This is a genomic window from Vibrio sp. 10N.247.311.47 (assembly GCF_041467535.1).
In the GTDB taxonomy this organism is placed as follows: Bacteria; Pseudomonadota; Gammaproteobacteria; order Enterobacterales; family Vibrionaceae; genus Vibrio; species Vibrio crassostreae_C.
Map to the genome: position 1 here is coordinate 77,564 of NZ_JBFSUR010000019.1, position 24,028 is coordinate 101,591.

Annotated in this window: 22 protein-coding genes and 1 other annotated feature; of the genes, 10 read left to right on the forward strand and 12 right to left on the reverse strand. The window is 44.6% G+C overall.

Annotation, left to right across the window (positions count from 1 at the left end; translation table 11 throughout):
- The first annotated feature begins 560 nt into the window (after positions 1–560).
- From AB6E51_RS13835 to AB6E51_RS13845, 3 genes are all read left to right on the forward strand, one after another.
- Entirely contained in the window at positions 561–1,520 is a 960-nt protein-coding gene (locus AB6E51_RS13835) for a TRAP transporter substrate-binding protein (RefSeq protein ID WP_017063537.1), read from the forward strand.
- A gap of 67 nt (positions 1,521–1,587) precedes the next feature.
- Positions 1,588–2,067: a TRAP transporter small permease gene (locus AB6E51_RS13840; RefSeq protein ID WP_004736522.1), complete on the forward strand. Its 480-nt coding sequence runs from the start codon at positions 1,588–1,590 to the stop codon at positions 2,065–2,067.
- 21 nt (positions 2,068–2,088) lie between these two features.
- Positions 2,089–3,396, forward strand: coding sequence for a TRAP transporter large permease (locus AB6E51_RS13845; RefSeq protein ID WP_010438025.1), 1,308 nt, complete (start codon positions 2,089–2,091; stop codon positions 3,394–3,396).
- Positions 3,397–3,498: 102 nt separating this feature from the next.
- Here the strand turns inward: AB6E51_RS13845 and AB6E51_RS13850 are convergent, their stop codons facing one another.
- From AB6E51_RS13850 to AB6E51_RS13885, 8 genes are all read right to left on the reverse strand, one after another.
- Positions 3,499–4,818, reverse strand: coding sequence for a dicarboxylate/amino acid:cation symporter (locus AB6E51_RS13850; protein ID WP_321163247.1), 1,320 nt, complete (start codon positions 4,816–4,818; stop codon positions 3,499–3,501).
- Between the two features lie 310 nt (positions 4,819–5,128).
- Positions 5,129–5,935, reverse strand: coding sequence for a tryptophan synthase subunit alpha (trpA, locus tag AB6E51_RS13855; protein ID WP_017070760.1), 807 nt, complete (start codon positions 5,933–5,935; stop codon positions 5,129–5,131).
- Positions 5,935–7,125, reverse strand: coding sequence for a tryptophan synthase subunit beta (gene trpB, locus AB6E51_RS13860; protein ID WP_017063541.1), 1,191 nt, complete (start codon positions 7,123–7,125; stop codon positions 5,935–5,937). The genes trpA and trpB overlap by 1 nt, the downstream gene beginning before the upstream one ends.
- 131 nt (positions 7,126–7,256) lie before the next feature.
- Positions 7,257–8,696 (reverse strand): bifunctional indole-3-glycerol-phosphate synthase TrpC/phosphoribosylanthranilate isomerase TrpF, encoded by a 1,440-nt coding sequence (gene trpCF / locus AB6E51_RS13865; RefSeq protein ID WP_372057995.1) that lies wholly within the window; start codon positions 8,694–8,696, stop codon positions 7,257–7,259.
- Positions 8,697–8,721: 25 nt separating this feature from the next.
- Entirely contained in the window at positions 8,722–9,717 is a 996-nt protein-coding gene (gene trpD / locus AB6E51_RS13870; RefSeq protein WP_017063543.1) for an anthranilate phosphoribosyltransferase, read from the reverse strand.
- A 9-nt stretch (positions 9,718–9,726) separates the two neighbouring features.
- Positions 9,727–10,335, reverse strand: coding sequence for an aminodeoxychorismate/anthranilate synthase component II (locus AB6E51_RS13875; RefSeq protein ID WP_017063544.1), 609 nt, complete (start codon positions 10,333–10,335; stop codon positions 9,727–9,729).
- Positions 10,336–10,337: 2 nt separating this feature from the next.
- Positions 10,338–11,927 carry an anthranilate synthase component 1 gene (locus AB6E51_RS13880; RefSeq protein ID WP_372057996.1) on the reverse strand — a complete coding sequence of 530 codons (1,590 nt, stop codon included), beginning with the start codon at positions 11,925–11,927 and terminating at the stop codon, positions 10,338–10,340.
- A gap of 125 nt (positions 11,928–12,052) precedes the next feature.
- Positions 12,053–12,167 (reverse strand) — a sequence feature (Trp leader region).
- Positions 12,114–12,239, reverse strand: a complete 126-nt coding sequence (locus tag AB6E51_RS13885; RefSeq protein ID WP_009848753.1) for a trp operon leader peptide — start codon at positions 12,237–12,239, stop codon at positions 12,114–12,116. It overlaps the preceding feature by 54 nt.
- A gap of 120 nt (positions 12,240–12,359) precedes the next feature.
- Here AB6E51_RS13885 and rnm point away from each other — a divergent pair, with 120 nt between their 5' ends.
- The 3 genes from rnm (at position 12,360) to rluB (ending at position 15,091) form a co-directional block, all read left to right on the forward strand.
- Complete coding sequence (rnm, locus tag AB6E51_RS13890; protein ID WP_017061496.1) at positions 12,360–13,214, forward strand: RNase RNM; 855 nt, start codon at positions 12,360–12,362, stop codon at positions 13,212–13,214.
- Between the two features lie 62 nt (positions 13,215–13,276).
- A complete protein-coding gene (locus AB6E51_RS13895; RefSeq protein WP_009848751.1) occupies positions 13,277–13,897 on the forward strand; it encodes an L-threonylcarbamoyladenylate synthase in 621 nt (206 codons plus the stop codon).
- Positions 13,898–14,056: 159 nt separating this feature from the next.
- Entirely contained in the window at positions 14,057–15,091 is a 1,035-nt protein-coding gene (gene rluB, locus AB6E51_RS13900) for a 23S rRNA pseudouridine(2605) synthase RluB (RefSeq protein ID WP_017055112.1), read from the forward strand.
- 193 nt (positions 15,092–15,284) lie between these two features.
- On the opposite strand, the gene AB6E51_RS13905 is transcribed toward rluB, so the two are convergent.
- From AB6E51_RS13905 to yeiP, 3 genes are all read right to left on the reverse strand, one after another.
- On the reverse strand, positions 15,285–15,767 hold the full coding sequence (locus tag AB6E51_RS13905; RefSeq protein ID WP_017061495.1) for an RNA methyltransferase: 483 nt from the start codon (positions 15,765–15,767) through the stop codon (positions 15,285–15,287).
- 147 nt (positions 15,768–15,914) lie between these two features.
- Positions 15,915–16,244, reverse strand: a complete 330-nt coding sequence (locus tag AB6E51_RS13910) for an HI1450 family dsDNA-mimic protein (RefSeq protein ID WP_004741258.1) — start codon at positions 16,242–16,244, stop codon at positions 15,915–15,917.
- A 10-nt stretch (positions 16,245–16,254) separates the two neighbouring features.
- Positions 16,255–16,824 (reverse strand): elongation factor P-like protein YeiP, encoded by a 570-nt coding sequence (yeiP, locus tag AB6E51_RS13915; protein WP_017055115.1) that lies wholly within the window; start codon positions 16,822–16,824, stop codon positions 16,255–16,257.
- 137 nt (positions 16,825–16,961) lie between these two features.
- On the opposite strand from yeiP, the gene AB6E51_RS13920 reads away from it, so the two are divergent.
- Entirely contained in the window at positions 16,962–17,729 is a 768-nt protein-coding gene (locus tag AB6E51_RS13920) for a hypothetical protein (RefSeq protein WP_017061494.1), read from the forward strand.
- Positions 17,730–17,822: 93 nt separating this feature from the next.
- Here the strand turns inward: AB6E51_RS13920 and AB6E51_RS13925 are convergent, their stop codons facing one another.
- Positions 17,823–20,186: a DNA polymerase II gene (locus AB6E51_RS13925; RefSeq protein WP_372057997.1), complete on the reverse strand. Its 2,364-nt coding sequence runs from the start codon at positions 20,184–20,186 to the stop codon at positions 17,823–17,825.
- Between the two features lie 426 nt (positions 20,187–20,612).
- On the opposite strand from AB6E51_RS13925, the gene uvrY reads away from it, so the two are divergent.
- Genes uvrY through pgsA form a run of 3 tightly spaced genes read left to right on the forward strand, consistent with a single transcriptional unit; the run spans position 20,613 to position 23,709 of the window.
- Positions 20,613–21,257 carry a UvrY/SirA/GacA family response regulator transcription factor gene (gene uvrY / locus AB6E51_RS13930; protein WP_004729778.1) on the forward strand — a complete coding sequence of 215 codons (645 nt, stop codon included), beginning with the start codon at positions 20,613–20,615 and terminating at the stop codon, positions 21,255–21,257.
- Positions 21,258–21,272: 15 nt separating this feature from the next.
- On the forward strand, positions 21,273–23,105 hold the full coding sequence (gene uvrC, locus AB6E51_RS13935; protein ID WP_372057998.1) for an excinuclease ABC subunit UvrC: 1,833 nt from the start codon (positions 21,273–21,275) through the stop codon (positions 23,103–23,105).
- 46 nt (positions 23,106–23,151) lie between these two features.
- On the forward strand, positions 23,152–23,709 hold the full coding sequence (gene pgsA, locus AB6E51_RS13940; protein ID WP_017061490.1) for a CDP-diacylglycerol--glycerol-3-phosphate 3-phosphatidyltransferase: 558 nt from the start codon (positions 23,152–23,154) through the stop codon (positions 23,707–23,709).
- Positions 23,710–24,028 lie beyond the last annotated feature (319 nt).

Here is a 24,028-nt window from a genome sequence, read left to right on the forward strand (position 1 = left end):
CCAAAAAAATCCGAGGGCTGTGAGGCTCTCGGATTTTTGTTACAAATAATTCGTCCTAGTAAGACTCCCACCGTTGTCTTTATCCCTGCTTATCCACTCTTGTTCCATACGCTCAGTCTAAAACCTTACCTCGACCACCTCAGAAATCGCCGTTCACGACTCGCTTTTTCAATCGATGAGACCTTCTTTGTCCGTGCTTAATTACTGATTTTAAGATCTTAAAATAACACAAACTTGCGCGTGATTTTTGCTAATAGACTGTTCTAAAAGCAGTTGAAAGCGCTCGGAATTCCCCAAAAATCCGAAGTTAGACTGCTTAATGGTCTAATTGGTGCCAAATATGATTGGTATCACAATCAATTCAGCTCTCTGGCAAATAGATGAACCTTAGCTCACAAAATATACACATAGTATTGTAATACAAAATATATGAAGGTAAGAATATTGTAATGAAACGTTACTGCTATGAGCGATGTGCAATAGAACGTTAGATTTCAAACTTAGCTATAGCGTTGCATATAAAAACTGTACCTCTTACAAAATGGATTCTGGAGAAGAACATGAAAAAACACCTACTGACGATTGCAGCGGCTTCAATTCTTATGGCATTTGGCGCTCAAGCAAAAACTTTGACGTTAGGGCATGCAATGTCATTAGAAAGCGCAGCTCACCAAGGCATGGTGATCATGGCTGATAAAGTTAAAGAAAAATCGAATGGTGAACTTACGATTAAGATCTTTCCAAACGGTCAATTAGGCTCTGAACGTGACCAAGCGGAGCAAGTTGTTACTGGCGCGATTGATATGGCCAAAATCAATGGTGGGTTAGCCGAATCTTTTGAACCAACGTTTAAGGTTAATGCACTGCCTTTCTTATTCCGTGACGTTCCACATATGAGAACGTTCATGCGAAGTGAAGCTGCACAAGAGATGTTGCTTTCAAGTGAAGGTAAAGGCTTCATCGGTCTTACATTCTATGACTCAGGCACACGTAGCTTCTACGCTAAAAAAGCCATTAACTCACCGGCTGATCTCGCTGGTATGAAAGTTCGAGTTCCGGGTTCTCCAACCATGATGGAAATGGTTAACCTATTAGGTGGTAAAGCAACGCCTGTACCTTTCAATGAGGTATACACGGCGCTGCAACAAGGCGTAATTGACGGTGCTGAAAATAATATTTCTAGCTTAGTTGAAATGAAACACAGCGAAGTTGCCAAATTTTACTCTATGGACCAGCACATGATGACACCTGACGTGATCATCATTTCAGAATACAAATGGGGTTCATTAACGGCAGAAGAGCAAAAGATCTTAAAAGAAGCTGCTGCTGAGTCTCTTGAAGAGCAGATCAAAATCTGGGATGCAACAGATGACATGAACAAAGAGAAAGGAATGAAAGAAGGTGTCACGTTTGTTGAAGTTGATAAAGCCCCTTTCCGTGCAGCTGTTAAACCTATGATTGATGAGGCGAAAAAAGATCCAAAACTAGCTCCATTCATTGAAAAAATTGAAGCTCTTTAATCAGTCTTAGTGAAAATATAATTTTGCCTTGGCTTTGCTAAGGCAAAATTTTTTGAGGTATCACACCATGTTAGCAACTTTCAGAAACCTACTTGATAGGCTGATTCTTTTTGTCTCTTCTTTTGCACTAATGTTACTTGTCGTTACTGTCACTTGGCAGGTCTTTAGTCGTTATGTTTTGAATGATCCAAGTAACTGGACTGATGAACTTGCTCGTTATGCGATGGTATGGCTTGGCTTATTAGGAGCAAGCTACTTATTCGGTATCAAAGGACACTTAGCAATAACGTTATTGGATGGTTATCTTAAGGGTAAAGCACATATCGCATTACATGTACTCATCAATATCATTTCTGGCGCATTTGTATTTCTAGCAATGCTTCAAGGTGGCATCGCCCTAATGGGAAGAACCACACAACAACTCTCTCCAGCACTGCAATTACCGATGTCGACGGTGTATTCAATATTGCCGATTTCAGCCGTTATTATCCTCATTTATTTGGTCATGAATACGTTTGATCTTTTTTGTGAACCCAACAAAAAATAAGTTTTAAAAGGACTCTATATTATGGATTTGTCCATTGGTGTTTGGCTGCTAGGCCTATTCTTATTCATGATCGCGATAAGCATGCCGATTGCGATTGCAATTGCCATGTCATCTTTAACCATCATGTATTTCATCTTACCGTTTGAAGTCGCCAGTATTACTGCGGGTCAAAAAATCATTACCGGTATTGATAGTTTCAGTTTATTAGCCATCCCTTTCTTTATCCTCGCGGGGAATATAATGAATGTAGGTGGCATCGCGAGTCGACTCATCAACCTTGCAAAGCTCTTGGTTGGTTGGATCCCGGGCTCACTTTTTCACGTGAACATCTTCGCCAATATGATGTTTGGCGCCGTTTCAGGATCAGCCGTTGCAGCAGCTGCTGCGGTTGGTAAAACCTTAGGCCCAGAATTAGAAAAAGATGGTTATGATAAAAACTTAGCAACAGCAGTAAACGTTGCATCTTGCCCGGCAGGCTTATTAATACCGCCGAGTAATTCACTGATCGTATTTTCAGTGGTATCGGGTGGAACATCCGTTGCGGCGTTGTTTATCGCAGGGTATGTCCCAGGTATTCTAATGGGCTTAAGTTGTATGGTCGTCGCCTATTTCATCGCTAAAAAGAAGGGCTACAAAACAAGTGCGAATGACGGCTTCACAACGAAAGATGTGCTGAATATTGTTTGGCAAGCAACACCAAGCTTAGGGCTTATTGTTGTTGTTATTGGCGGTATTATTGGTGGTATATTCACTGCAACAGAAGGGGCATGTATAGCGGTTCTATACTCTTTTATACTGTCACTCTGTTACCGAACCCTCAAATGGGCACACTTTCCGATAATTTGTAGAGAAACGGTTCAGGTTACTGGCATTATGCTGTTCTTGATTGGTGCTTCTACCATTATGTCATGGGCAATGGCGTTTACCGGTCTACCAACCATGATCAGTGATTGGATGCTCTCTATTTCAGACAATCCAATTATCATCTTTATTCTGATGAACCTGATTCTACTGATTGTGGGTATGTTTATGGACCTTACGCCAGCCGTATTGATCTTTACCCCTATCTTTATGCCGATTGCTGAGCATTTAGGCATGCATCCAATTCACTTCGCGATGATGATTATCTTCAACTTATGTATTGGCATTGCAACGCCACCCGTTGGTACGGCGCTATTTGTGGGTTGTAGTGTCAGTGGCTCTAAGATTGAAAACGTTATAAGAAGTATCATGCCGTTTTGTGCCGTATTGATCGTCACACTGTTGGCCATTACTTTTATTCCTGAAATTAGTTTGGCTCTGCCTCGTGCGTTTGGACTCATCAATTAGCCTGACAAGGGTAAGATTTACCGAATCAATATCGATCATTACCTAATAAAAAAACCGCCTCATGAAGGCGGTTTTATTTATCAATCAAACTGAAGCTTAATATTACGCTTGCTGTTTTTGTAGCTCAGCTTCTTTCGCTTCGTCTTCGATTAGAGAATCAACGATGACTGCACATGCTGCATCACCAGTGATGTTCAGAGCAGTACGGATCATGTCGAAGATACGGTCTAGAGCGAACAACAGAGGTAGACCTTCGATAGGGATACCAGCCGCTAGAAGAACTGCAACCACTAGGAAAGAAGGACCAGGAACACCTGCTTGACCAACTGCACCTAGGGTAGACGTTACGATGATAGCAACGTAAGCACCCATAGAAAGGTCGATGTTGAACAGCTGTGCGAAGAAGATAGCAACTAGGCCGTAGTAAATTGCGTTACCAGACATGTTGATCGTCGCACCAAGAGGCAGAACGAATGAAGCCGTAGAGTTACGAACGCCAAGTTCTTTCTCTACCGTTTCCATTGTTACTGGCAGTGTCGCCATTGAAGATGCTGTTGATAGTGCAACCGCTTGAGGCTTCTTCATCGCCACTAGGAACTTCTTCGCAGAAGTCTTAGTGAAGATTTGAATCATTAGCGGGTAAGCAACAAAGCCGAAGATTAGAATCGCAGCGATGTAAACAACGAACAGTTTGAACACAACCATAAGTGCGCCAAAACCGAATGTACCCACAGCTTCTGCCATTAGGCCGAATACGCCAAGTGGTGCAATGATCATAACCTTGTTGATCATCCAAACCATAGCGTCAACAATCGCGTTTACGCCATTGATGATAGGGTCACGTTTCTCTTTCGCTTGTTTAGAAATCGCAATACCGAAGAATAAGCAGAAAACTAGAATTTGCAGAATGTTTGCTTCATTCAGTGATTGGAAAACGTTGGTCGGGATCATGCCTGTGATGGTTGCCCAGAACGTTGGAAGTTCACCTTTCGCAGCGTATTCAGAAGAGAACATGCCTTCAACGCCAGAAACATCGATACCACGACCTGGTTCGAATATTTCACCCATTACTAGCGCTAGTGCTACAGCAAGTGCAGACGTTAGTGCAAAGTAACCTAGAGTGGTCACGCCCACTTTACCTGCTGATGAGCTGTTGCCTAGACCAGCAGCACCTGAAATTAGGGCAACCGCGACTAGAGGGATAACCAGCATCTTGATCAAATTGATGAAGATAGCACCCAGTGGAGCGAACATAGTTGCGCTGTCACCCATCATCGCACCGACTAGGGTACCGATGATCATTGCAATAACGACTTGAACGCCGATGTTGCTTAGTAAACTCTTTTCTTTTAACACTTCCATAACCTCTGTGCTACTAAATATAAAAATCCCAGAACTACTCACCAATGTACGATGTACCATTGGATTAATATTTCGCGAGAAGTTTTACACGTATCTTTTACATTTATCAATATGAGCAGAGATGAAAGAACACCAAAAAGCAGTAATCAAATGTCATTTGATGATTTTTCACACTAAAGCAAACGTTTGCTTTTTGGTTTGTCATTATTTTTATAAATGGTGGTGATGTTTTGGTGGGGTATTATAGGTGTGCTACAGGTTTGTATGAGGTGTTGTTTTTATCAGAAATTTAACAATTGAGAGGGTTTGGACGTGTTCTCGGAGAAAAACTCCCACAGCGCAAATTATCGCACTAGTGGGAGCCTATTTATTATTTTTGCGTTGCCGCTTTCATTGGCGTAACAAACTCAGCAAGTGCTTTAAGCATTGCTTCTGGTTGTTCAACGTTGTTTTCAATGATTTTCACAACCGCAGAGCCAGAGATAGCACCAGCAGCGCCAGCTTCGATGGCTTCTTTTACTTGCTCAGGAGCAGAGATACCGAAACCAAGCAGTGCTGGTGGCGCATCAAACTTGTTCAAACGGTCAAGTAGGGCTGTCACAGGCATGTTTGCTTTGGTTTCTGCACCCGTTACGCCAGCACGAGAAAGTAGGTAAGTGTAACCACCACCTAGCTCAGAAACCGATTGAAGCGTCTCATCACTTGCTGTTGGTGGAGCAATAAATATTGGGTGAATACCAAACTTCTTAGCTGCAGCAACAAACTCGCCACTCTCGTTGGTTGGTACATCAGCAATCAATACTGAATCGATACCTGCATTCGCACAACGCTCGTAGAAGTTCTCGATACCACGTGCGTACACCAAGTTTGCGTACATCAGTAGGCCGATTGGCAGATCTGGGTATTTAGCACGAATTTGACCAATAAGATCAAAACACACATCTGGCGTTACTTTTGAATCTAACGCACGAATGTTTGCACCTTGGATTGTCGGGCCATCTGCAAGCGGATCTGAGAATGGAATACCAAGTTCAAGTGCATCAGCACCCGCTTCAACGAGTGTTTCCATGATCTTAAGAGACTGCTGAGGGTTAGGATCGCCAACCGTTACGAATGGTACAAATGCGCCCTGATTCTTTTCAGCTAAGCGAGTGAAGAGTGATTGATAGCGATCCATTATAATGCTCCTTTCTCTTTAAGAATGTCGTGTACAGAGAAGATGTCTTTATCACCACGACCAGATAGATTAACCACTAATAGCTGTTCTTTCTCTGGGTCATCGTGAGCCATTTTAACAGCATGAGCCAAAGCATGAGATGACTCTAGCGCTGCGATAATACCTTCTTTACGTGCAATCAATTGGAACGCTTCTAGCGCTTCGTCGTCGGTCACGTTGTCGTATTCAGCACGGCCAATAGCATTTAGGTGCGCGTGTTGAGGACCAACTGATGGGAAGTCTAGACCCGCAGATACAGAGTAAGACTCTTCTACTTGGCCGTTCTCATCTTGCATCAGTGGCGCTTTCATGCCGAAGAAGATACCGGTTTTACCGTGCTTAAGCGGCGCGCCGTGTTGGTCGGTATCAATACCTTTACCAGCCGGCTCTACACCGATTAGGCGAACAGTTTCTTCTTCAATGAAATCCGCAAACATACCGATAGCGTTCGAACCACCGCCGACACAAGCGATAACCGCATCAGGAAGGCGACCTTCACGAGCTAGAATTTGGTTCTTCGTTTCTTCACCAATCATGCGTTGGAAATCACGAACAATCGTTGGGAATGGGTGAGGACCCGCTGCAGTACCCAATAGGTAATGCGCGTCTTCATAAGTTGCAGACCAGTCACGTAGTGCTTCGTTACACGCATCTTTTAGCGTTGAAGAGCCAGAATGAACAGGGATAACCTCTGCGCCCATTAGCTTCATACGGAACACGTTCGGGCTTTGACGTTCAACGTCTTTTGCACCCATGTAAACACGACACTTAAGACCTAGTAGAGCACACGCTAGAGCCGTTGCCACACCGTGTTGGCCTGCGCCAGTTTCAGCGATGATTTCCTGCTTACCCATACGTTTTGCTAGCAATGCTTGACCAAGAACTTGGTTTGTCTTGTGAGCACCGCCGTGAAGTAGATCTTCACGCTTTAGGTACAGTTTTGTTTTTGTACCTTTTGTTAGGTTGCGTGCTAGCGTTAGTGCCGTTGGACGACCAGCGTACTCTTGAAGAAGCGTCATGAATTCGCTGCGGAACTCAGGATCGGCTTGTGCATCGATAAATGCTTGTTCAAGTTGGTCTAGTGCTGGCACTAGGATCTGCGGTACGTATTGACCACCGTATTCACCAAAGTAGGCATCGAGTTTAGCCATTGTGTTATTCCTTCAATTCTACTGATGTGTATTCACACCAAGTCATTTAATCTTGTTTGAGCTTCGCAAAAGGCAAAGCTCACAAATATGTTTTTAGTTTCTGCTTTCTAATTTCTAGCGCCGAGCTTGGACTAGTAATTACGAATCGCAGCAAAAGCACGTTGCAGTTTGTCTGCGTCTTTTTTGCCTGGAGCAGATTCAACACCAGAGTTTAGGTCTAATCCTAAGCAACCCAACTTAGCCGCTTGGTTAGCATTTTCTGGGGTTAGACCACCCGCCAACATGATTGCGCTTTGGTTGTTGATTAGGTTCCAATCGAACACTTGGCCTGTGCCACCAGTTTGAGAACCCACTTTAGTATCTAGCAGGTGACGAGTCACGTTGCTTTCCAGTAATTCTGGTAGCGAGCTCTCAGCATCGGGAGAAACACCGTAAGCTTTCCAAATCTCAACGCTTTCAGGTAGTGACTGTTTTAGCTCATCGACAAACGCTTGAGACTCATCACCGTGCAATTGCACAGCGAACAGGCCTAGCTCAGAAACCGTTTTCGCAACGTCAGTAACGCTGTGGTTTTGGAACACACCCACGTAGTTCAAAGGTGCGCCGCTCATAGTCAAACGAGCCGCTTCGATATCCACATGACGCTTAGATGCTTCAACGAATATCAGACCACCGAATACCGCACCAGCTTGATAAGCCTTTGCTGCATCGTCAGAGTGAGTTAAACCACACACCTTGTTTTCACCCAGTGTTACTTTGCGTACCGCAAGCTCGAGGTTCTTCTCTGCCATTAGAGAGCTACCGATTAGGAAGCCATCTGCAAACGTTGAAAGGTCACGAACTTGTTGATGTGTGTAGATGCCAGACTCTGAAATCACAACTGCGTTTGGAGCCAGTTCGCGAATCAGCGGCGCCAACTCTTTAGTACGGTTCAAATCAGTCGAAAGGTCACGTAGGTTACGGTTATTAATACCGATCACCTTTGCTTTTAAAGCGACAGCGCGGTGAAGCTCTTCTTCGTTGCTGACTTCGGTAAGTACACCCATGTTGAGTGAGTGAGCGACTTCCGCCAGCGCTTTGTACTCTTCGTCATCTAATACCGATAGCATTAACAAGATAGCATCAGCTGAGTAATGACGAGCTAGATACACTTGGTAGGTATCAACCATGAAGTCTTTACACAGGATAGGCTGCTTAGCAATGCTGCGAACTTTAGGTAAAAACTCAAAGTCACCTTGGAAGTACTTCTCGTCTGTCAGCACAGAAATCGCGTTTGCGTGGTTGTTGTAAACAGAAGCAATGTAGTCGAGGTCAAACTCGTCACGGATTAAACCTTTTGACGGAGAGGCCTTTTTACATTCAGTGATGAAAACCGTTTGTTCTCCGCTCAGAGCGTCATAAAAGCTGCGGTCTGTTGCAGTTAGTGACGCTTTAAACTCGTCTAATGGTTGAGTCTGCTTACGTGCTTCAACCCATTGGTATTTATCACGAACGATTTTTGCTAATACTTCCGCCATTTCAGCTTCTTTGACTGAAACGTGGGTCGACAGTTTATCGGTAGTCTGTGTCATGTTCTTTGTCTCGATTCGTCGTTCGTTAGGCGTGTGCAGCAAGCTTTTGTACAAGCTCGTATGCTTTGCCAGAGTTCATCGCGTCAATTGCTTGCTGTGCGTTGGCTTTTAGGTCTTCGTGACCAAACAGACGCATCAGTAGAGCAACGTTGACTGCCACTGCGCCAACTTGACCATCAGTGCCTTTACCCGTCAGGATATCGGTTGTGATGGCTTTGTTCTCTTCTGGCTCGCCGCCCTTGATTGCTTCAAGAGGGTGAGTGTTCAAACCAAAGTCTGCTGGTGTCACTGTGTATTCGTGAATTGTGCCATCTTTGATTTCAGCAACCATGGTTTCGCCGTGAATCGCTACTTCATCAAGGCCGCTACCGTGAACAACCGCCGCGCGCTTCATGCCCATTTGCAGCATGGTTTCTGCGATAGGGCGTACCAGCTCTTTGCTGTAAACACCCATTAGCTCGATGTTAGGGCGAGCAGGGTTAATCAGTGGGCCAAGAATATTGAAGATAGTGCGCGTTTTCATTGTTTGACGAACCGGCATCGCGTGACGTACACCAACGTGATACTGCGGAGCAAATAGGAACGCTACGCCAAGTTCATCAACAGCCGTACGCGTGTCTTCTGCTGTCATCGCTAGGTTGATACCGAACGAATCCAATAGGTCAGAAGAACCTGATTTGCTCGATACGCTGCGGTTACCGTGCTTCGCGACTTTTAAGCCACACGCTGCGGCAACAAATGCAGAAGTCGTCGAAATATTAATGGTGTTGTGACCGTCGCCACCTGTACCAACGATGTCTGCGAAATCGTAATCAGGGCGAGGGAACGGGTTTGCATTCGCAAGCAGTGCTTTCGCCGCACCAGCGATCTCATCGGGCGTTTCGCCTTTGATTTTTAGTGCAGTCAGCGCAGAAGCCATCAAGATTGGGTCAAGTTCCCCCTTGATGATCACATCAAACAATTGTTGGCTTTCTTCTTGAGTAAGAGACTGCTGTTCGTAAAGTTTATTAATCTGTTCCATGATCGTTTCCTATTTTCCAGTCTTTTCAAGGCGAAGAGGTTTCTCAAGAGCCCATTCGATAGCGTTTGCTAGAAGCGTTGCACCGTAGGTCGTCATAATTGATTCAGGGTGGAATTGGAATCCACACACCTTGTCTTGTTCTTGAACCACAGACATCACCAAATCATCGACTTCAGCTGTCACCGTTAGGCTATCAGATACATGCGTTGCCACTAAAGAGTGATAGCGAGCGATAGCCAGTGGCGAAGGTAAGCCTTGGTAAGTCGCATGGTTTTGGTGTTCCATCATCGACACCTTACCATGAATGATTTCGCCAGCGCCTGCAACGGTGCCGCCATAGGCTTCAACAATCGCTTGGTGGCCTAAGCAAATACCAATCATTGGCACTTTACCTTTTAGAAGCTGAATCAGCTCTGGCATACAGCCCGCATCTGCTGGAGCGCCAGGGCCTGGTGAAAGCAGTGCAACAGGGTTGTCTAGTTCGTTGATCGCCGCTTCAACTACTTTTGCAGGAATGTTGTTACGGTAAATTTTTACGCTGTGACCTAATGAACGAAATTGGTCTACAAGGTTGTAAGTGAACGAGTCGAAGTTATCGATGAATACAATATCAGCCATGATTACGACTCCTTCTTATGTGTTAGGTTCTTAGTATGAGCTGCTTGAATCGCTGAGATAACCGCTTGTGCCTTGCCGCGAGTTTCATCGGCTTCTGCTTGTGGGTCTGAGTCAAATACGACCCCAGCGCCTGCTTGTACTTGTGCCACGCCATCTTCAACGTAAGCAGAGCGAATTACGATACAAGTATCTAGAGTCCCTTCACCAGTTAGATAACCGACTGCACCACCGTAGCTACCACGACGCGTTTTTTCTACGTCTCGAATAAGCTGCATTGCGCGGATTTTTGGTGCGCCCGTTAGCGTGCCCATGTTCATACAAGCTTGGTAAGCGTGCAGAGCATCTAAGTCTTCACGGAGCTGACCAACAACACGAGAAACCAAGTGCATTACATGGCTGTAGCGGTCTACTTTCAGTAAGTCTGCTACGTGGCGAGTGCCAGCTTCGGCAATACGTGCCACATCGTTACGCGCTAGGTCAACTAGCATCATGTGCTCGGCGTTTTCTTTCTTGTCGGTACGCAGTTCAAGCTCGATACGGCTGTCTAGGTCGAAATCGATTTGACCGTCAGGGCGCTTACCACGACGACGAGTACCAGCAATCGGGTAGATCTCGATTTGGTTGGTTTCTGTCTCGTATTTCAGCGCGCTTTCTGGAGATGCACCGAACAGAGTAAACAGCTCGTCTTGCATGTAGAACATGTAAGGGCTTGGGTTGCTTTGTTTGAGTTCTTTATAAGCCGCCAGTGGGGCAGGGCAAGGTAGAGTGAAGCGGCGTGAAGGTACCACTTGGAATACATCGCCTTTAACTACGTACTCTTTTAAATCACGAACCGTTTGGCAGAAGTCTTCATCTGAAACGCTAGGTACAGCTTCAACGTTGTCTAACGGCGTTACTTCAGTGATGGCTTTCAGGGACTGACACTGAGTTTGAATGTCGGCTAGACGGTCAGTTAATTGCGCTTTGATGTTGTCATCTTGAGCAAATAAGCTCGCGTGAAGTAGGCCTTCGTTCTCTTGGTGATCGAAACGCAATAGTGTTTCAGCTACATAGAAGACAAAGTCAGGACAATTGTTGGTTGCTTCAGCATCACCTAGTGGCTCAAAGTTTGCCACGATGTCGTAAGCGAATAAGCCCGCCATGAATAATGCGTGTTTGTTATCCGCGTCTTGCTCAAAGCTGTGCTGAACCAAACGCAGTGCATCGAATGAAGAGGCTTCTCTTAAACGTGAGTCTTCGTCTAATTCGTTGCTTGGTTCGATAAAAGTCAGCGTCAAAACGTTATCAGTAAGGTCAGATTTAATTTCTGCTTTCACGTTTTGAGTGAGATGTTCGATAAGCGCTTGACCGTTTTCAGTCAATGCTTGAAAGATTACTTCATGTCCGCGACATACGATGCGAACAGCAGAGTCGATAAGGAGTAGGCTTGTCAGGTTCTGTTTAGATTCAATCTCGGCAGATTCCAACAAAAGACTATCAGTTTTGTTTTCACACAAAGTATGAAAAACGCTGGTTGGATCTTGCGAGTAAGGAACTGAGGAATTGATGACCTCAATGGTTCCCAGCTTTTTGATTTCAATGGCCTTGTTCACAAGACCTCCTTTATGATTCTTTAAATTTCCTGCCGTACATAGTCGCATAAAGATACCTTTCACCCAATCTAGAATATGGTCAATTCGATGATTTGTTAGTCAGTTGAATGTGAGATGTTCGACAAATTAAAAAGCCCGCTATTAAAGCGGGCTTAGTGATAACTTTTTTATAAACAAACTGTTTAATTAGAAGTACACGTTAGCCCACCAAGAACTTGTCCAAGTGCGCCACCAATTAAGCTCTGAACTTGCTTCTACTGAAGAAAGTTCTAAAACTTTATCTTTATGGTTTTGGTTAAATTCTTGTAACATGGTGAACCTATCAAATGTGATACTTCGTATTTGTGTACTAGTTAACTAGTTTTCTGCTTGCGGGTCAAGTGTGTTGACACAAATATAACGATAAAAATTGAAAACAATGAAAAAGAATATATGAGAATTGATCTACATAGTCATACAACAGCCTCAGATGGCCGACTTACTCCACCTGAGCTAATTGACCGAGCGCTTGGCTTTAACATCGAAGCGCTAGCGATTACAGATCATGACACGACTGATGGGCTTGCTGAAGCACGCAGCTACATTGCGGATAACAACCTTCCTATTCAGTTGATAAACGGCATTGAGATTTCGACTGTTTGGCAAAACAAAGATATCCATATTGTTGGGTTAAACGTTGATCCTGAGTCACCAGAACTCAAAGCGCTCATTGAACAACAGAAGCAACACCGTATTGGGCGTGCTGAGATGATCGCTCACCGTCTTGAGAAAGCGACTCGTGAAGGGGTGTTAGAAGAAGTTAAATTGATTGCGGGTGATGCACCAATCACTCGCGCTCACTTTGCTAAGTGGCTAGTCGACAATGGCTATGCGAAAACTATGCAGCAGGTGTTTAAAAAGTTTCTTACTCGTAATAACCCAGGTTATGTGCCGCCAACTTGGTGTTCAATGAGTGATGCTGTCACGGCTATTCATGCTGCTGGTGGACAAGCCGTACTCGCTCACCCTGGGCGATATGGACTTACAGCCAAGTGGGTTAAGCGCCTGCTAGCGGCATTTGTTGAAGCGAAAGGGGATGCGATGGAAGTAGCTCAACCTCAGCAAGCGCAACAAGAAAGACGCACACTCGCGGATTATGCTATACAATACAAACTATTAGCCTCCCAAGGCAGTGATTTCCATTACCCATCTCCGTGGATGGAACTTGGACGCAATCTCTGGCTACCTTCTGGGGTCGAAGAAGTATGGAAAGATTGGGAGTTTCAAACGGTTTCACCATCTGAATAGTCTTTAGGTGAGCCAGCTCCTTCTGATGATAGAGTCGAGAGATTCGATAACGAGGATCAACAATGAGCCAGTTTTTTTATGTACACCCAGATAACCCACAAGCACGCTTAATTACTCAAGCGGTTGCGATTATTCGCAATGGCGGCGTTGTGGTTTATCCAACAGATTCCGGTTATGCGCTGGGCTGTCAGCTTGAAAACAAACAAGCACTTGAACGTATCTGTAAAATTCGTCGCATCGATGACAAGCACAATTTCACCTTGTTATGCCGTGATCTTTCTGAGTTATCACTGTATGCACGCGTTGATAACGTGGCTTTCCGTCTGCTGAAAGCACACACGCCAGGTGCTTACACGTTTATCTTTAAAGCAACTAAAGAAGTGCCAAAGCGTTTGATGAACGCCAAGCGTAAAACGATTGGTATTCGTGTCCCAGACAACAAGATTGCACTCGACCTGTTGGAAGCGATGGGCGAACCACTGATGTCGACGTCTCTGATTCTTCCGGGTAACGAGACTACAGAGTCGGATCCAGAAGAAATTCGTGACAGCCTAGAGCATGCGGTTGATGTCATTTTGAATGGCGGTTACTTAGGTGAGCAACCGACGACGGTTATTGACTTCAGTGACGATGATGCCGTGGTTCTACGTCGTGGTGCTGGCGATCCTGCGCCGTTTGAATAATCGCTTTACTGATTAACAGTCTGTAACGATACAGCAAACCTGCCACAGTAAATAACAAGTGCTTTTTGGCAGGTTATTTGCGATAATACGCGACCGCGATTTGGTCGCGAAAAATTCATTCGACGTCTGTGAAGACGACAATTAGGTAGAAAAGAGTAAATGAGCGAAAAATTACAGAAGGTTTTAGCGCGAGCTGGTCACGGTTCTCGTCGTGAACTAGAAGGTTTAATCAAATCTGGTCGTGTAAGTGTTAACGGTCAAGTTGCGAAACTGGGCGAGCGTCTTGAAGACGAGAACTCAGTGATCCGTATCGATGGCCATACTGTTTCAGGCAAGGCTTCTGAAGAAGTGGTTTGTCGTGTACTTGCTTACTACAAACCTGAAGGTGAGCTTTGTACTCGTCACGACCCTGAAGGCCGCCGTACTGTTTTCGATCGTCTACCTAAGATCCGTGGTTCTCGTTGGATTTCAGTTGGTCGTCTTGATGCAAACACATCAGGCCTTTTGCTTTTCACTACTGATGGTGAGCTTGCAAACCGTCTAATGCACCCAAGCCGTCAGGTTGAGCGTGAGTACCTAGTACGTGTATTCGGTGAAGTGACTGAGCAAAAAGTTAAAAACGTTACTCGTGGTGTACAACTAGAAGACGGCATGGCTCGTTTTGAAGATGTTGTTTACGCTGGTGGTGAAGGTATGAACCATACTTTCTACGTAGCGATTAACGAAGGTCGTAACCGTGAAGTTCGTCGTCTTTGGGAATCTCAAGAAACGACAGTAAGCCGCCTGAAACGTGTACGTTACGGTGATATCTACCTTGATAAGAAACTGCCTCGTGGCGGTTGGAAAGAGCTAGATCTTCAAGAAGTTAACTACCTGCGTGAGCTTGTTGAGCTTAAGCCTGAGAAAGAGACACTGTTGGATCTTGATCCTTCAAACACTTCTCGTAAGCGTGAGCGTTCTCGTAGCCAAAAAATTCGTCGTGCTGTTAAACGTCACGAAGAGCGTGCAAACGCACCAAAAGGCCGTAGCAACCAAACTAAGCGTAAGAAGCCTGCAACTCGCGGTACTACAACACCTGATTCAGGTCGTAGCGCTCCAGCTGCAAACAAAGGTAAACCTCAGGCTAACAAAAGTAAGCCTAAACTGAACAACGGTCGTCCGGCTAAACCAGCTAAGCCAAGAACACGTCAGTAATTACGTAATTTCTTACGCGTAAAGCTTCATTAGCTGAAAGCACTGAATACTAAAAAACCTGCTCATTGAGCAGGTTTTTTTACGTCTGGAGAAATAGCAGATGCGGGATGCGAGTAACCGAGTATCGAAAACATGCTGCCATAAGTGACAGTAAGCGAGCTTTTCGCATCTCTTATCTCGTATCTCGTTTCTTTTACTTATGATTCGAAAAGTTATCGCCTTTCGCCAGTCGGTCGTAAAGCACAACATTCACTGATGCCGCTAGATTCATACAGCCGTTGGTCGGAACGTAAATCGTCTCACGACAGAAATCTGTGATCTCTTTCTTTAGCGTGCCATCTTCTGGGCCAAAAATGTAAAACGCGCGTGGTGGGTGCTTGTAATCAGGTAGAGGCTTAGCACCTTCAATCAGATCAACAGCAACCGGCACGCAGCCTACTGGAATAATATCTTTCAGCTCTTCAACACCAATCAAAGGCAGGGCTAAGTGCTTTTCTTTGGTGTCGGTATGGAATTTTCGCGCATGGTCGTAGCGTGTGCCAGTGTAAAACACAGAGTTGGCGCCGTAGCAGCCAGCAGCTCGCATTACAGAGCCTACGTTTTCAGGCGTCTTTGGGTTAACTAGGCCAATGCAGGCATAGCCTTTTGATTGTGTGTCTGTTTTTGCTTTGGTCATAATCAGTGAATCTAACGTTGATGATGAAAGTGATGAATCACGATGGAAAATAGCGTGATAAAAATAGCCGAGCAATGGGCTCGGCTAACTTTTAACTCGCTTACATGAATACTTGTTTACTCATGCAGATGAGCGTCAACAGCGGTATTAGTCGCGTTTCCACAGCATGTGACAGAACTTATGTTCTGGATCACGGCTGATTAACATGCGAGCAAATACGTCGTCTAGAACGTCATCAGCTTCATTCACAAGACCAATGCGCACTTCAGCGTAGATCTCTTTGTCGACTTCAAAGCCAACATGTTCAACCCAATCATCGCCAGTTTCAACAAGCTCTGCTGCGCCACGATCTTCAAACTGAGCAGTGAAAAGAATCACGTCTGCAGGCTCTAGGTTGTCAGGTGCCATCTCTAGGAAGATGTCGTATGCAGTGTCAATTGCGTCGTCATAAGACATTAGGTCGTTAGCTTCGGTCATAATAAGTATCTTAGCTTGCGCGGTTCATGTATTTACGTTCAGCAGTGTTTACTACTACTTTGTCGCCAGTCGCGATGTATTCAGGTACTTGAATAGTAAGACCTGTAGAAAGACGAGCAGGCTTAGTACGAGCAGACGCTGATGCACCTTTGATTGAAGGATCAGTCTCTTCGATAACTAGTTCAACAGATGTTGGTAGCTCAAGCGTTGCAGCGTTGCCGTCGATAAGGATCGCGTACATGCCTTGAGTTTCTTCGTTGATGAACAGTAGTTCGTCTTCGATAGTCTCACCGTTGAAGATGAATTGTGTGTAATCTTCGTTGTCCATGAAGATGTACTCGTTGCCATCAACGTAAGAGAACATTACTGCACGCTTAGTTACGTCAATAGTTTCAACAATTTCGTCAGCCTTGTGGCGAACTTCAGTTTTAACGCCAGTTGCTACATCGTTACCACGGAAGCGGTAAATCTTTTGGCCGCCACGGCCGCCTGGTGTTGTTACTTCGATATCTTTAACGATCACTGTTTTGCTTTCTACTGTGATAGCAAAACCTTTTTTAATTTCACTTGCTCTAGGCATTTTGTGTTTGTCCTTAGTGGGTCTATCCGCTGATTATATCTCGGAGATGCTATAAATAGGAATAGCTTGAATCATAAAGTCACCTAGGCGATCATAGAGTTATAGTTAAATCATTATTTTATTTACCGAAACGACCTATGCAGCTACCCGTTATTGACCCAACACAGCCTTTTCAACCTGAATTTCAACCTGTGGTTAACGATCTGATTACCTTTCTAAAAGGTGGGTTAGGATCTAATCTGCACAGTATTTATATTTATGGCAGTGTGGCTCGTAAGCAAGCCGTCTTCGGTCGCTCCAATCTAGATGTGGTTGTGGTGACCCATCGACCGTTTCCTGACCAACGAACCACTTTGTTGAACACCATCAAATGGCGTTTCCAAAAGAGCTTCCCGCAGGTAACTCAAGTGGCGATAAAAACTACCTTAGTGAGTGAGATAGTCGATTTCGACAATATCTTCACTTGGGGTTTTATGCTCAAGCATTTAGCCGTGTGTGTGCATGGTGAAGACTTATCAGACTGCTATGGTGATTTTGAAACAAGTTGGGAAATCGCTAAGCACTGGAATATGGATGCGGAAAACTGGTTGGCGGTGTATCGCAACAAGATCGCACGAGCGACAACGCCAGAACAACAAGTCGCTGCGCAGGTGATTATTGCCAAGAAGCTTCTACGGGCGAGTTACTCACTGGTGATGTACCGCGATAAATATTGGTACGATGATCCTGTTGAATGTGGCCAACAGTTCTTGAAGTATCACCCAGATCGAGAAGTCGAAATCCAAAGGTTGGGCATTTTACTTTCTGGTCGACCAATCCCTAAACGTTCGGTGATCGGTATTCTTGATGGCTTTGGTGAGTGGTTGATTAAGCAGTATCAGAAAACCGAGTTCAGAATCGGATAGAGATTTATAACCGATCCATTGATACTAAAAAGCAGAGTGTGCTGAAGAACATATCTCTGCTTTTTTCGTTTTAAGAGCATATTGAATATAGTGCTAGAACAAACCCAACTGCTGCCCACTAACTCTTTCAAAGTCTAAACCGATGAAGGGCAGTATTGCCTCTGCGACCGGTTTAATCTGCTTGTCGATATAGTGCTGATAATCGATACCACTCTTTAAATACTCCTTGGGCTCAGGGCCACTCAGAGTAATCAAATACTCAATGCGTCCTTTATTTTGGTATTGAAGAGGGCGCCCTAACTGAGCATTGATCTCATCGGCCATACGAGCTGCGCGAACCTGCGGCGGAATGTTCTTTTGGTATTCATGTAATTTGCGGCGTAAGCGCTTTTGATACACCAATAAATCATCATGTTTGCCAGCAGAGGTTTCATCAACAAACTGTCTGACGTAGTCGGTTGGATCTTGATCGTGAAACACCATCTCATACAAGGTTTGTTGGAATTGCTGTGCGAGAGGTGTCCAATCGGTGCGTGCACTCTCAAGCCCTTTAAATATGATCTTTTCTTTATCGCCTTGAGTGATTAATCCGGCATAACGTTTCTTCGAGCCGGTTTCTGAACCTCTAATGGTCGGCATTAGAAACTTGCGATAGTGAGTCTCGTATTCCAATTCGAGTATTGAGGTTAGGTTGTGGGTCTCTTTTAAGTGATTCGTCCACCAATCGTTGATGTAAGCGACCAGTGTGTTCCCGATCTCGTCTGCTTTTTGCTGATCATAACTGCCGTTCAGAGACACGAAGGTTGAATCGGTATCGCCGTAAATCACTTGATAGCCTTTGTCTTCGATCAGAACCTTGGTTTGCTTCATGATCTCATGTCCACGCATGGTAATTGAAGACGCTAACCGGGTATCGAAGAAACGACAACCAGACGAACCTAACACACCATAGAATGAGTTCATGATGATCTTAATCGCCTGAGAGAACGCTTTCTCGTTGTTCTTCTTCGCCACATCACGTGCAGCCCAAAGGTTTTCGATCATCTCGGGCAAGAAGTGTTTAGAGCGGTGGAATTGCCCACCTCGAAAGCCATCAACGGCTTGGTTTTCTGCTGGGCCTAGTTCAAGCTTCAACCCTTCAATTAGTCCCATAGGGTCAATCAGAAACGAGCGAATGATCGATGGATACAGGCTCTTAAAATCGAGTACCAAAACCGAGTCGTACAGATTGGGAATTGAATCCATCACATAACCGCCGGGGCTCGCAATCCAATTCTCTGGCTCTAAGTTCGGTGCGACATAACCCGCTCTGTGGATTTGAGGCAGATATAAGTTAGTAAAGGCCGCAACAGAGCCACCAACGCGATCCAGCTCAACACCGGTTAATCGAGAGCGCTCAATCGCGAAGTCGAGTAGGTGAGTGTGCTCGAAGATGCTGTTTACCAGTACGCAGTCTTGAAGGTTGTACTTAGCGAGTGAGGGTTTATCGAACTTAAACATTCGGTTTATCTCATCCATACGGTCATGAACGTTATGGATGTCTTTGCCTTCCCCAAGCAGCTCTTGCGATACCGACTCAAGAGACCAAGAACGGAAGTGGTAGGTCGCTGTCTTGAGCATATCAATACCATCCAAGACAACGCGCCCCGGAATCGTGATAAAACCTTGCTGATTTTGAGCAGAACTGCGGAAAAAGCTCGGTTGGTTGTCTCTGCCGATGTTGAGCTTCACTTCGTTCCATTCTGAACGTTTGTGCAGCAGCCTAAAATCGAAGTCGATAACATTCCAGCCAATGATGATGTCAGGATCAAACTCCAAGAACCAAGCTATCATCGCTTCAAGCAGCACTTTTTCGTTGACAACCCATTGGATGTTGGTGTCTGCTTCTTGTGGTTCGCCGACCATGATGACTCGGCTGTCCATCGGGCTGTCTAAGCCAATGGAATAAAGCACGCCTTTTTCTGAGCATTCAATATCAAGTGACACTACTGACAAGTTAGGTAAGTAATCACCTGCTCGGCATTTTGCGTTTGAGACTCGACGATGCTGATTTTTTTGCACAGCAGATCCGGTGAACTCAATACTTCCCTTGATAAAACGTTCCATCAAGAATCGATCGGCGAGTCGAATATCGCTTTCAAAGGTTTGGATTTCTTCGTTGTGAAAGGCTTGCGCTAAACCAAAGCTGCTTCTCGACAGTGAGGTGTAACACGCGGCGAGAGGTGTTTGCTCGAATGTGGCTAATTCTAGAGGCTTAAATTGGCAATCGATCGACTCTTTCGCTGCGATTGCCTGACATGCCTCAACGTCAGATTGAGCGACAAAAAATACCGGTTTTTCATTTTGAATCGTCAGCAGAGTAGGGCCTTGAGGGGTGCTTAACCACAAGTCGATTTGTGTGCGCCCTGAAAAATCTCTTGCTTGTCTTGTGAGTACAAAGCCTTGCTGAATATCCAATGTAGTAACCTATTGAAATGGGGAATCGAATACTACCATCTAGCGACCCTCTGCGCACAAAAGGCAGTAAAAATACTAACTAAATTCTAGTTAGTAGAGGCAAATAACGGGACTCTATAAGCAAATAAGTGAAATTGTCGCGAATGGTTATTCAATGGTATTGAAAATATCTTTATCTTATGTAATTTTATTGGGTATTGTTTTAACTGGTTGATTTTTAGAAAAAGCTTGTTGTTTTAGTTAGCTTATTTGTTAATAAGTACTTGCTAAAGTTCGTGTTTCAGCACATATTCAACAGAGCTTTTTTTTAGTAATTAAGTTAAGATGTACTCAATGCTGCGATCCACTGTTCCTTTGTTCAATTGTTTCAAACAGATGAAATGACACAGTGGTTGCAGAGCCAATTAATAGTGTGGAGATACAAGTTTGATAAATGTTTTCCTTGTAGATGATCACGAGCTGGTTCGCACAGGGATACGACGTATTATTGAAGACGTCCGTGGAATGAACGTAGCAGGGGAAGCTGAAAGCGGTGAAGATGCTGCAAAATGGTGTCGTACTAACAATACTGACGTTATTTTGATGGATATGAATATGCCTGGTATTGGTGGCTTAGAAGCAACCAAGAAGATCTTGCGTTTCAACCCTGATGTTAAAATCATCGTTTTAACTGTTCATACGGAAAATCCGTTTCCAACTAAAGTGATGCAAGCTGGAGCTGCTGGTTACCTTACTAAAGGGGCAGGTCCGGATGAAATGGTAAATGCAATTCGAGTGGTTAATAGTGGCCAACGATACATTTCACCAGAAATTGCGCAGCAGATGGCTTTGAGCCAATTCTCGCCTGCGTCTGAAAATCCATTCGCAGACTTATCTGAACGTGAACTTCAAATCATGATGATGATTACCAAAGGTCAGAAAGTGACGGATATTTCAGAACAACTCAATCTAAGTCCTAAAACAGTCAACAGTTACCGCTACCGTTTGTTCAGCAAATTGGATATCAGTGGCGATGTAGAGCTGACGCATTTAGCGATTAGACATGGAATGTTAGACACTGAGACCCTTTAACACTGAGATCGTATAGTGACCAACTTGTTTGACTCAGTGTCATTTCTCAAGACAGTAACAGAACAGCCCGGCGTTTATCGTATGTATAACGCCGAGGCTGTTGTTATTTACGTCGGTAAAGCAAAGAACCTCAAAAAACGCCTTTCCAGTTATTTCCGTAAAAAAGTCGACAGTGAAAAAACGCGCGCTTTAGTTAGCAATATCGACAAAATCGATGTCACTGTAACGCATACAGAAACAGAAGCTCTTATCCTTGAGCACAACTACATCAAGCAGTACCTACCGAAATACAACGTACTTCTTCGTGATGATAAGTCGTATCCCTATATTTTTATTAGTGGTCACAAACATCCTCGGTTGTCGATGCATCGTGGTGCTAAGAAGAAAAAGGGAGAGTACTTTGGTCCTTATCCTGATTCCGGCGCTGTGCGTGAGACGTTGCACCTAATACAGAAAATCTTTCCTGCTCGTCAGTGTGAGGATACGGTTTATGCCAACAGAACTCGCCCGTGTTTGATGTATCAGATTGGTCGTTGCGCTGCGCCATGTGTCAGCTCAATTATCTCTGATGAAGAGTACAGCGAGCTTATCGACTACGTTCGTTTATTCCTGCAGGGGAAAGACAAGCTAGTTCTTGAGACACTCATCGATAAAATGGACAAGGCAAGCCAAGAGCTTCGCTTTGAGCAAGCCGCTGCTTTCCGTGACCAGATCCAAGCGATTCGACGCGTGCAAGAGCAACAGTACGTATCTGACGACTCAATGGAAGATATGGACGTGTTAGGTTTTGCTCAAGAAAATGGCGTGGCTTGTATTCACATCTTGATGATTCGCCAAGGAAAGGTTTTAGGCAGTAGAAGCCATTTCCCGAAAATTCCAAACAATACGGTGCGAGAGGAAGTCTTTTCGAGCTTTTTAAGCCAATACTATCTTGCACATAATGAAGCGAGAACCATCCCAACTCGTCTCATCCTTAATGCTGATTTGATGGAAGATGTCACACCGATTCAAGAAGCCTTGTGTGAAGTTGCGGGTCGTAAGATTCACTTCAATACCAACCCTTCAGGTACTCGAGGTCGTTACCTTAAATTGTCTAATACCAATGCATTGACGGCTATTACCACCAAGATTAATCACAAGATGACGATTAATCAGCGCTTCAAAGAGCTCCAAGAAGTGCTGTCGATGGATGCTATCAAGCGCATGGAATGTTTTGATATCAGTCATACCATGGGTGAAAGCACGATTGCGTCGTGTGTGGTGTTCAATCAAGAAGGCCCGGTTAAACCAGAGTACCGTCGTTACAACATCACCGGCATTACAGGTGGCGATGATTATGCAGCGATGGCTCAGGCGCTTGAGAGACGTTATTCGAAGCAACTCGATGTCGACAAGATCCCAGACATCATCTTTATCGATGGTGGTAAAGGTCAGCTAAACCGCGCTCATGAGATCATTTCTCAATATTGGGGTGATTGGCCGTTTAGACCAAGAATGATGGGTATTGCGAAAGGCGTGACGCGTAAACCGGGTTTAGAAACTTTGGTAACCCTTGAAGGTGAAGAGTTTAATTTACCTAGCGATGCACCAGCGCTGCATCTTATCCAGCACATTCGTGATGAGAGCCATAATCATGCGATTGCAGGGCACAGGGCGAAACGTGGTAAAACGCGCAGAACCAGTGCTTTGGAAGGAATTGAAGGGGTAGGACCTAAACGTCGTCAAGCTTTGCTGAAATATATGGGTGGCTTACAAGAACTTAAGCGTGCAACTGTCGAAGAAATAGCCAAAGTGCCGGGCATTAGTCATTCTTTGGCAGAAAACATTTATCAAGCATTGAAACAATAGTAAAAATCCCGCACCATTAAAGCGCAATTAATAAGAGCCCAATAATATGCGTTTGAATATACCTAACATTTTGTCCTTACTGAGACTATTTTTGATCCCAGTATTCGTTGTCGTTTTCTATCTACCTTATCAATGGGCTCCTTTCGCTGCTGCGATGGTGTTTTGGGTAGCCGGTTTCACTGATTGGCTAGATGGCATGCTAGCTCGTAAGTTAGGGCAAACGTCTCGCTTCGGCGCCTTCATTGACCCTGTGGCTGACAAAGTGTTGGTCGCTACGGCTCTTATCCTGATTACAGAGCATTACCACTCGATTTGGATAACTATCCCAGCCGTGACTATGATAGCTCGCGAGATCATCATCTCAGCGCTTCGTGAATGGATGGCTGAAATCGGTAAACGCGCAAGTGTTGCGGTATCTTGGGTTGGTAAAGTCAAAACGGTTTCTCAGATGTTCGCTCTTTGGGTACTTATCTGGAGATACGACGACTGGATGGTGTGGGTAGGTTACATTGCACTGTATGTCGCCACCGTTCTTACTTATTGGTCAATGGCACAATACTTGATGGCTGCCAAAGACGATTTGTTAGACGAAAAACATCATTGATGAAGAAGCGAGCTGAGGCTCGCTTTTTTGATCTTTAACCTAAGGTTAAGTTATCAATAGTGGATATCTAATGTGATATAGATCTCCTTTGAATAACCCGCTCACAGTGTGTTTTGAACATAAAGTCAGCTATTTGGCCTGTTTCGTATGAAATCTATTCAAACGAATTAAAAATACAAAAATAATATTGACTCAATCGTCTGAATCCGTAGAATGCATCCCGTACCCAAGAGGATGGCAATGAGCGATTCGATTGGAGTTACTAAGGCGCCTTGGCAGAGTGGCTATGCAGCGGATTGCAAATCCGTGGACCTCGGTT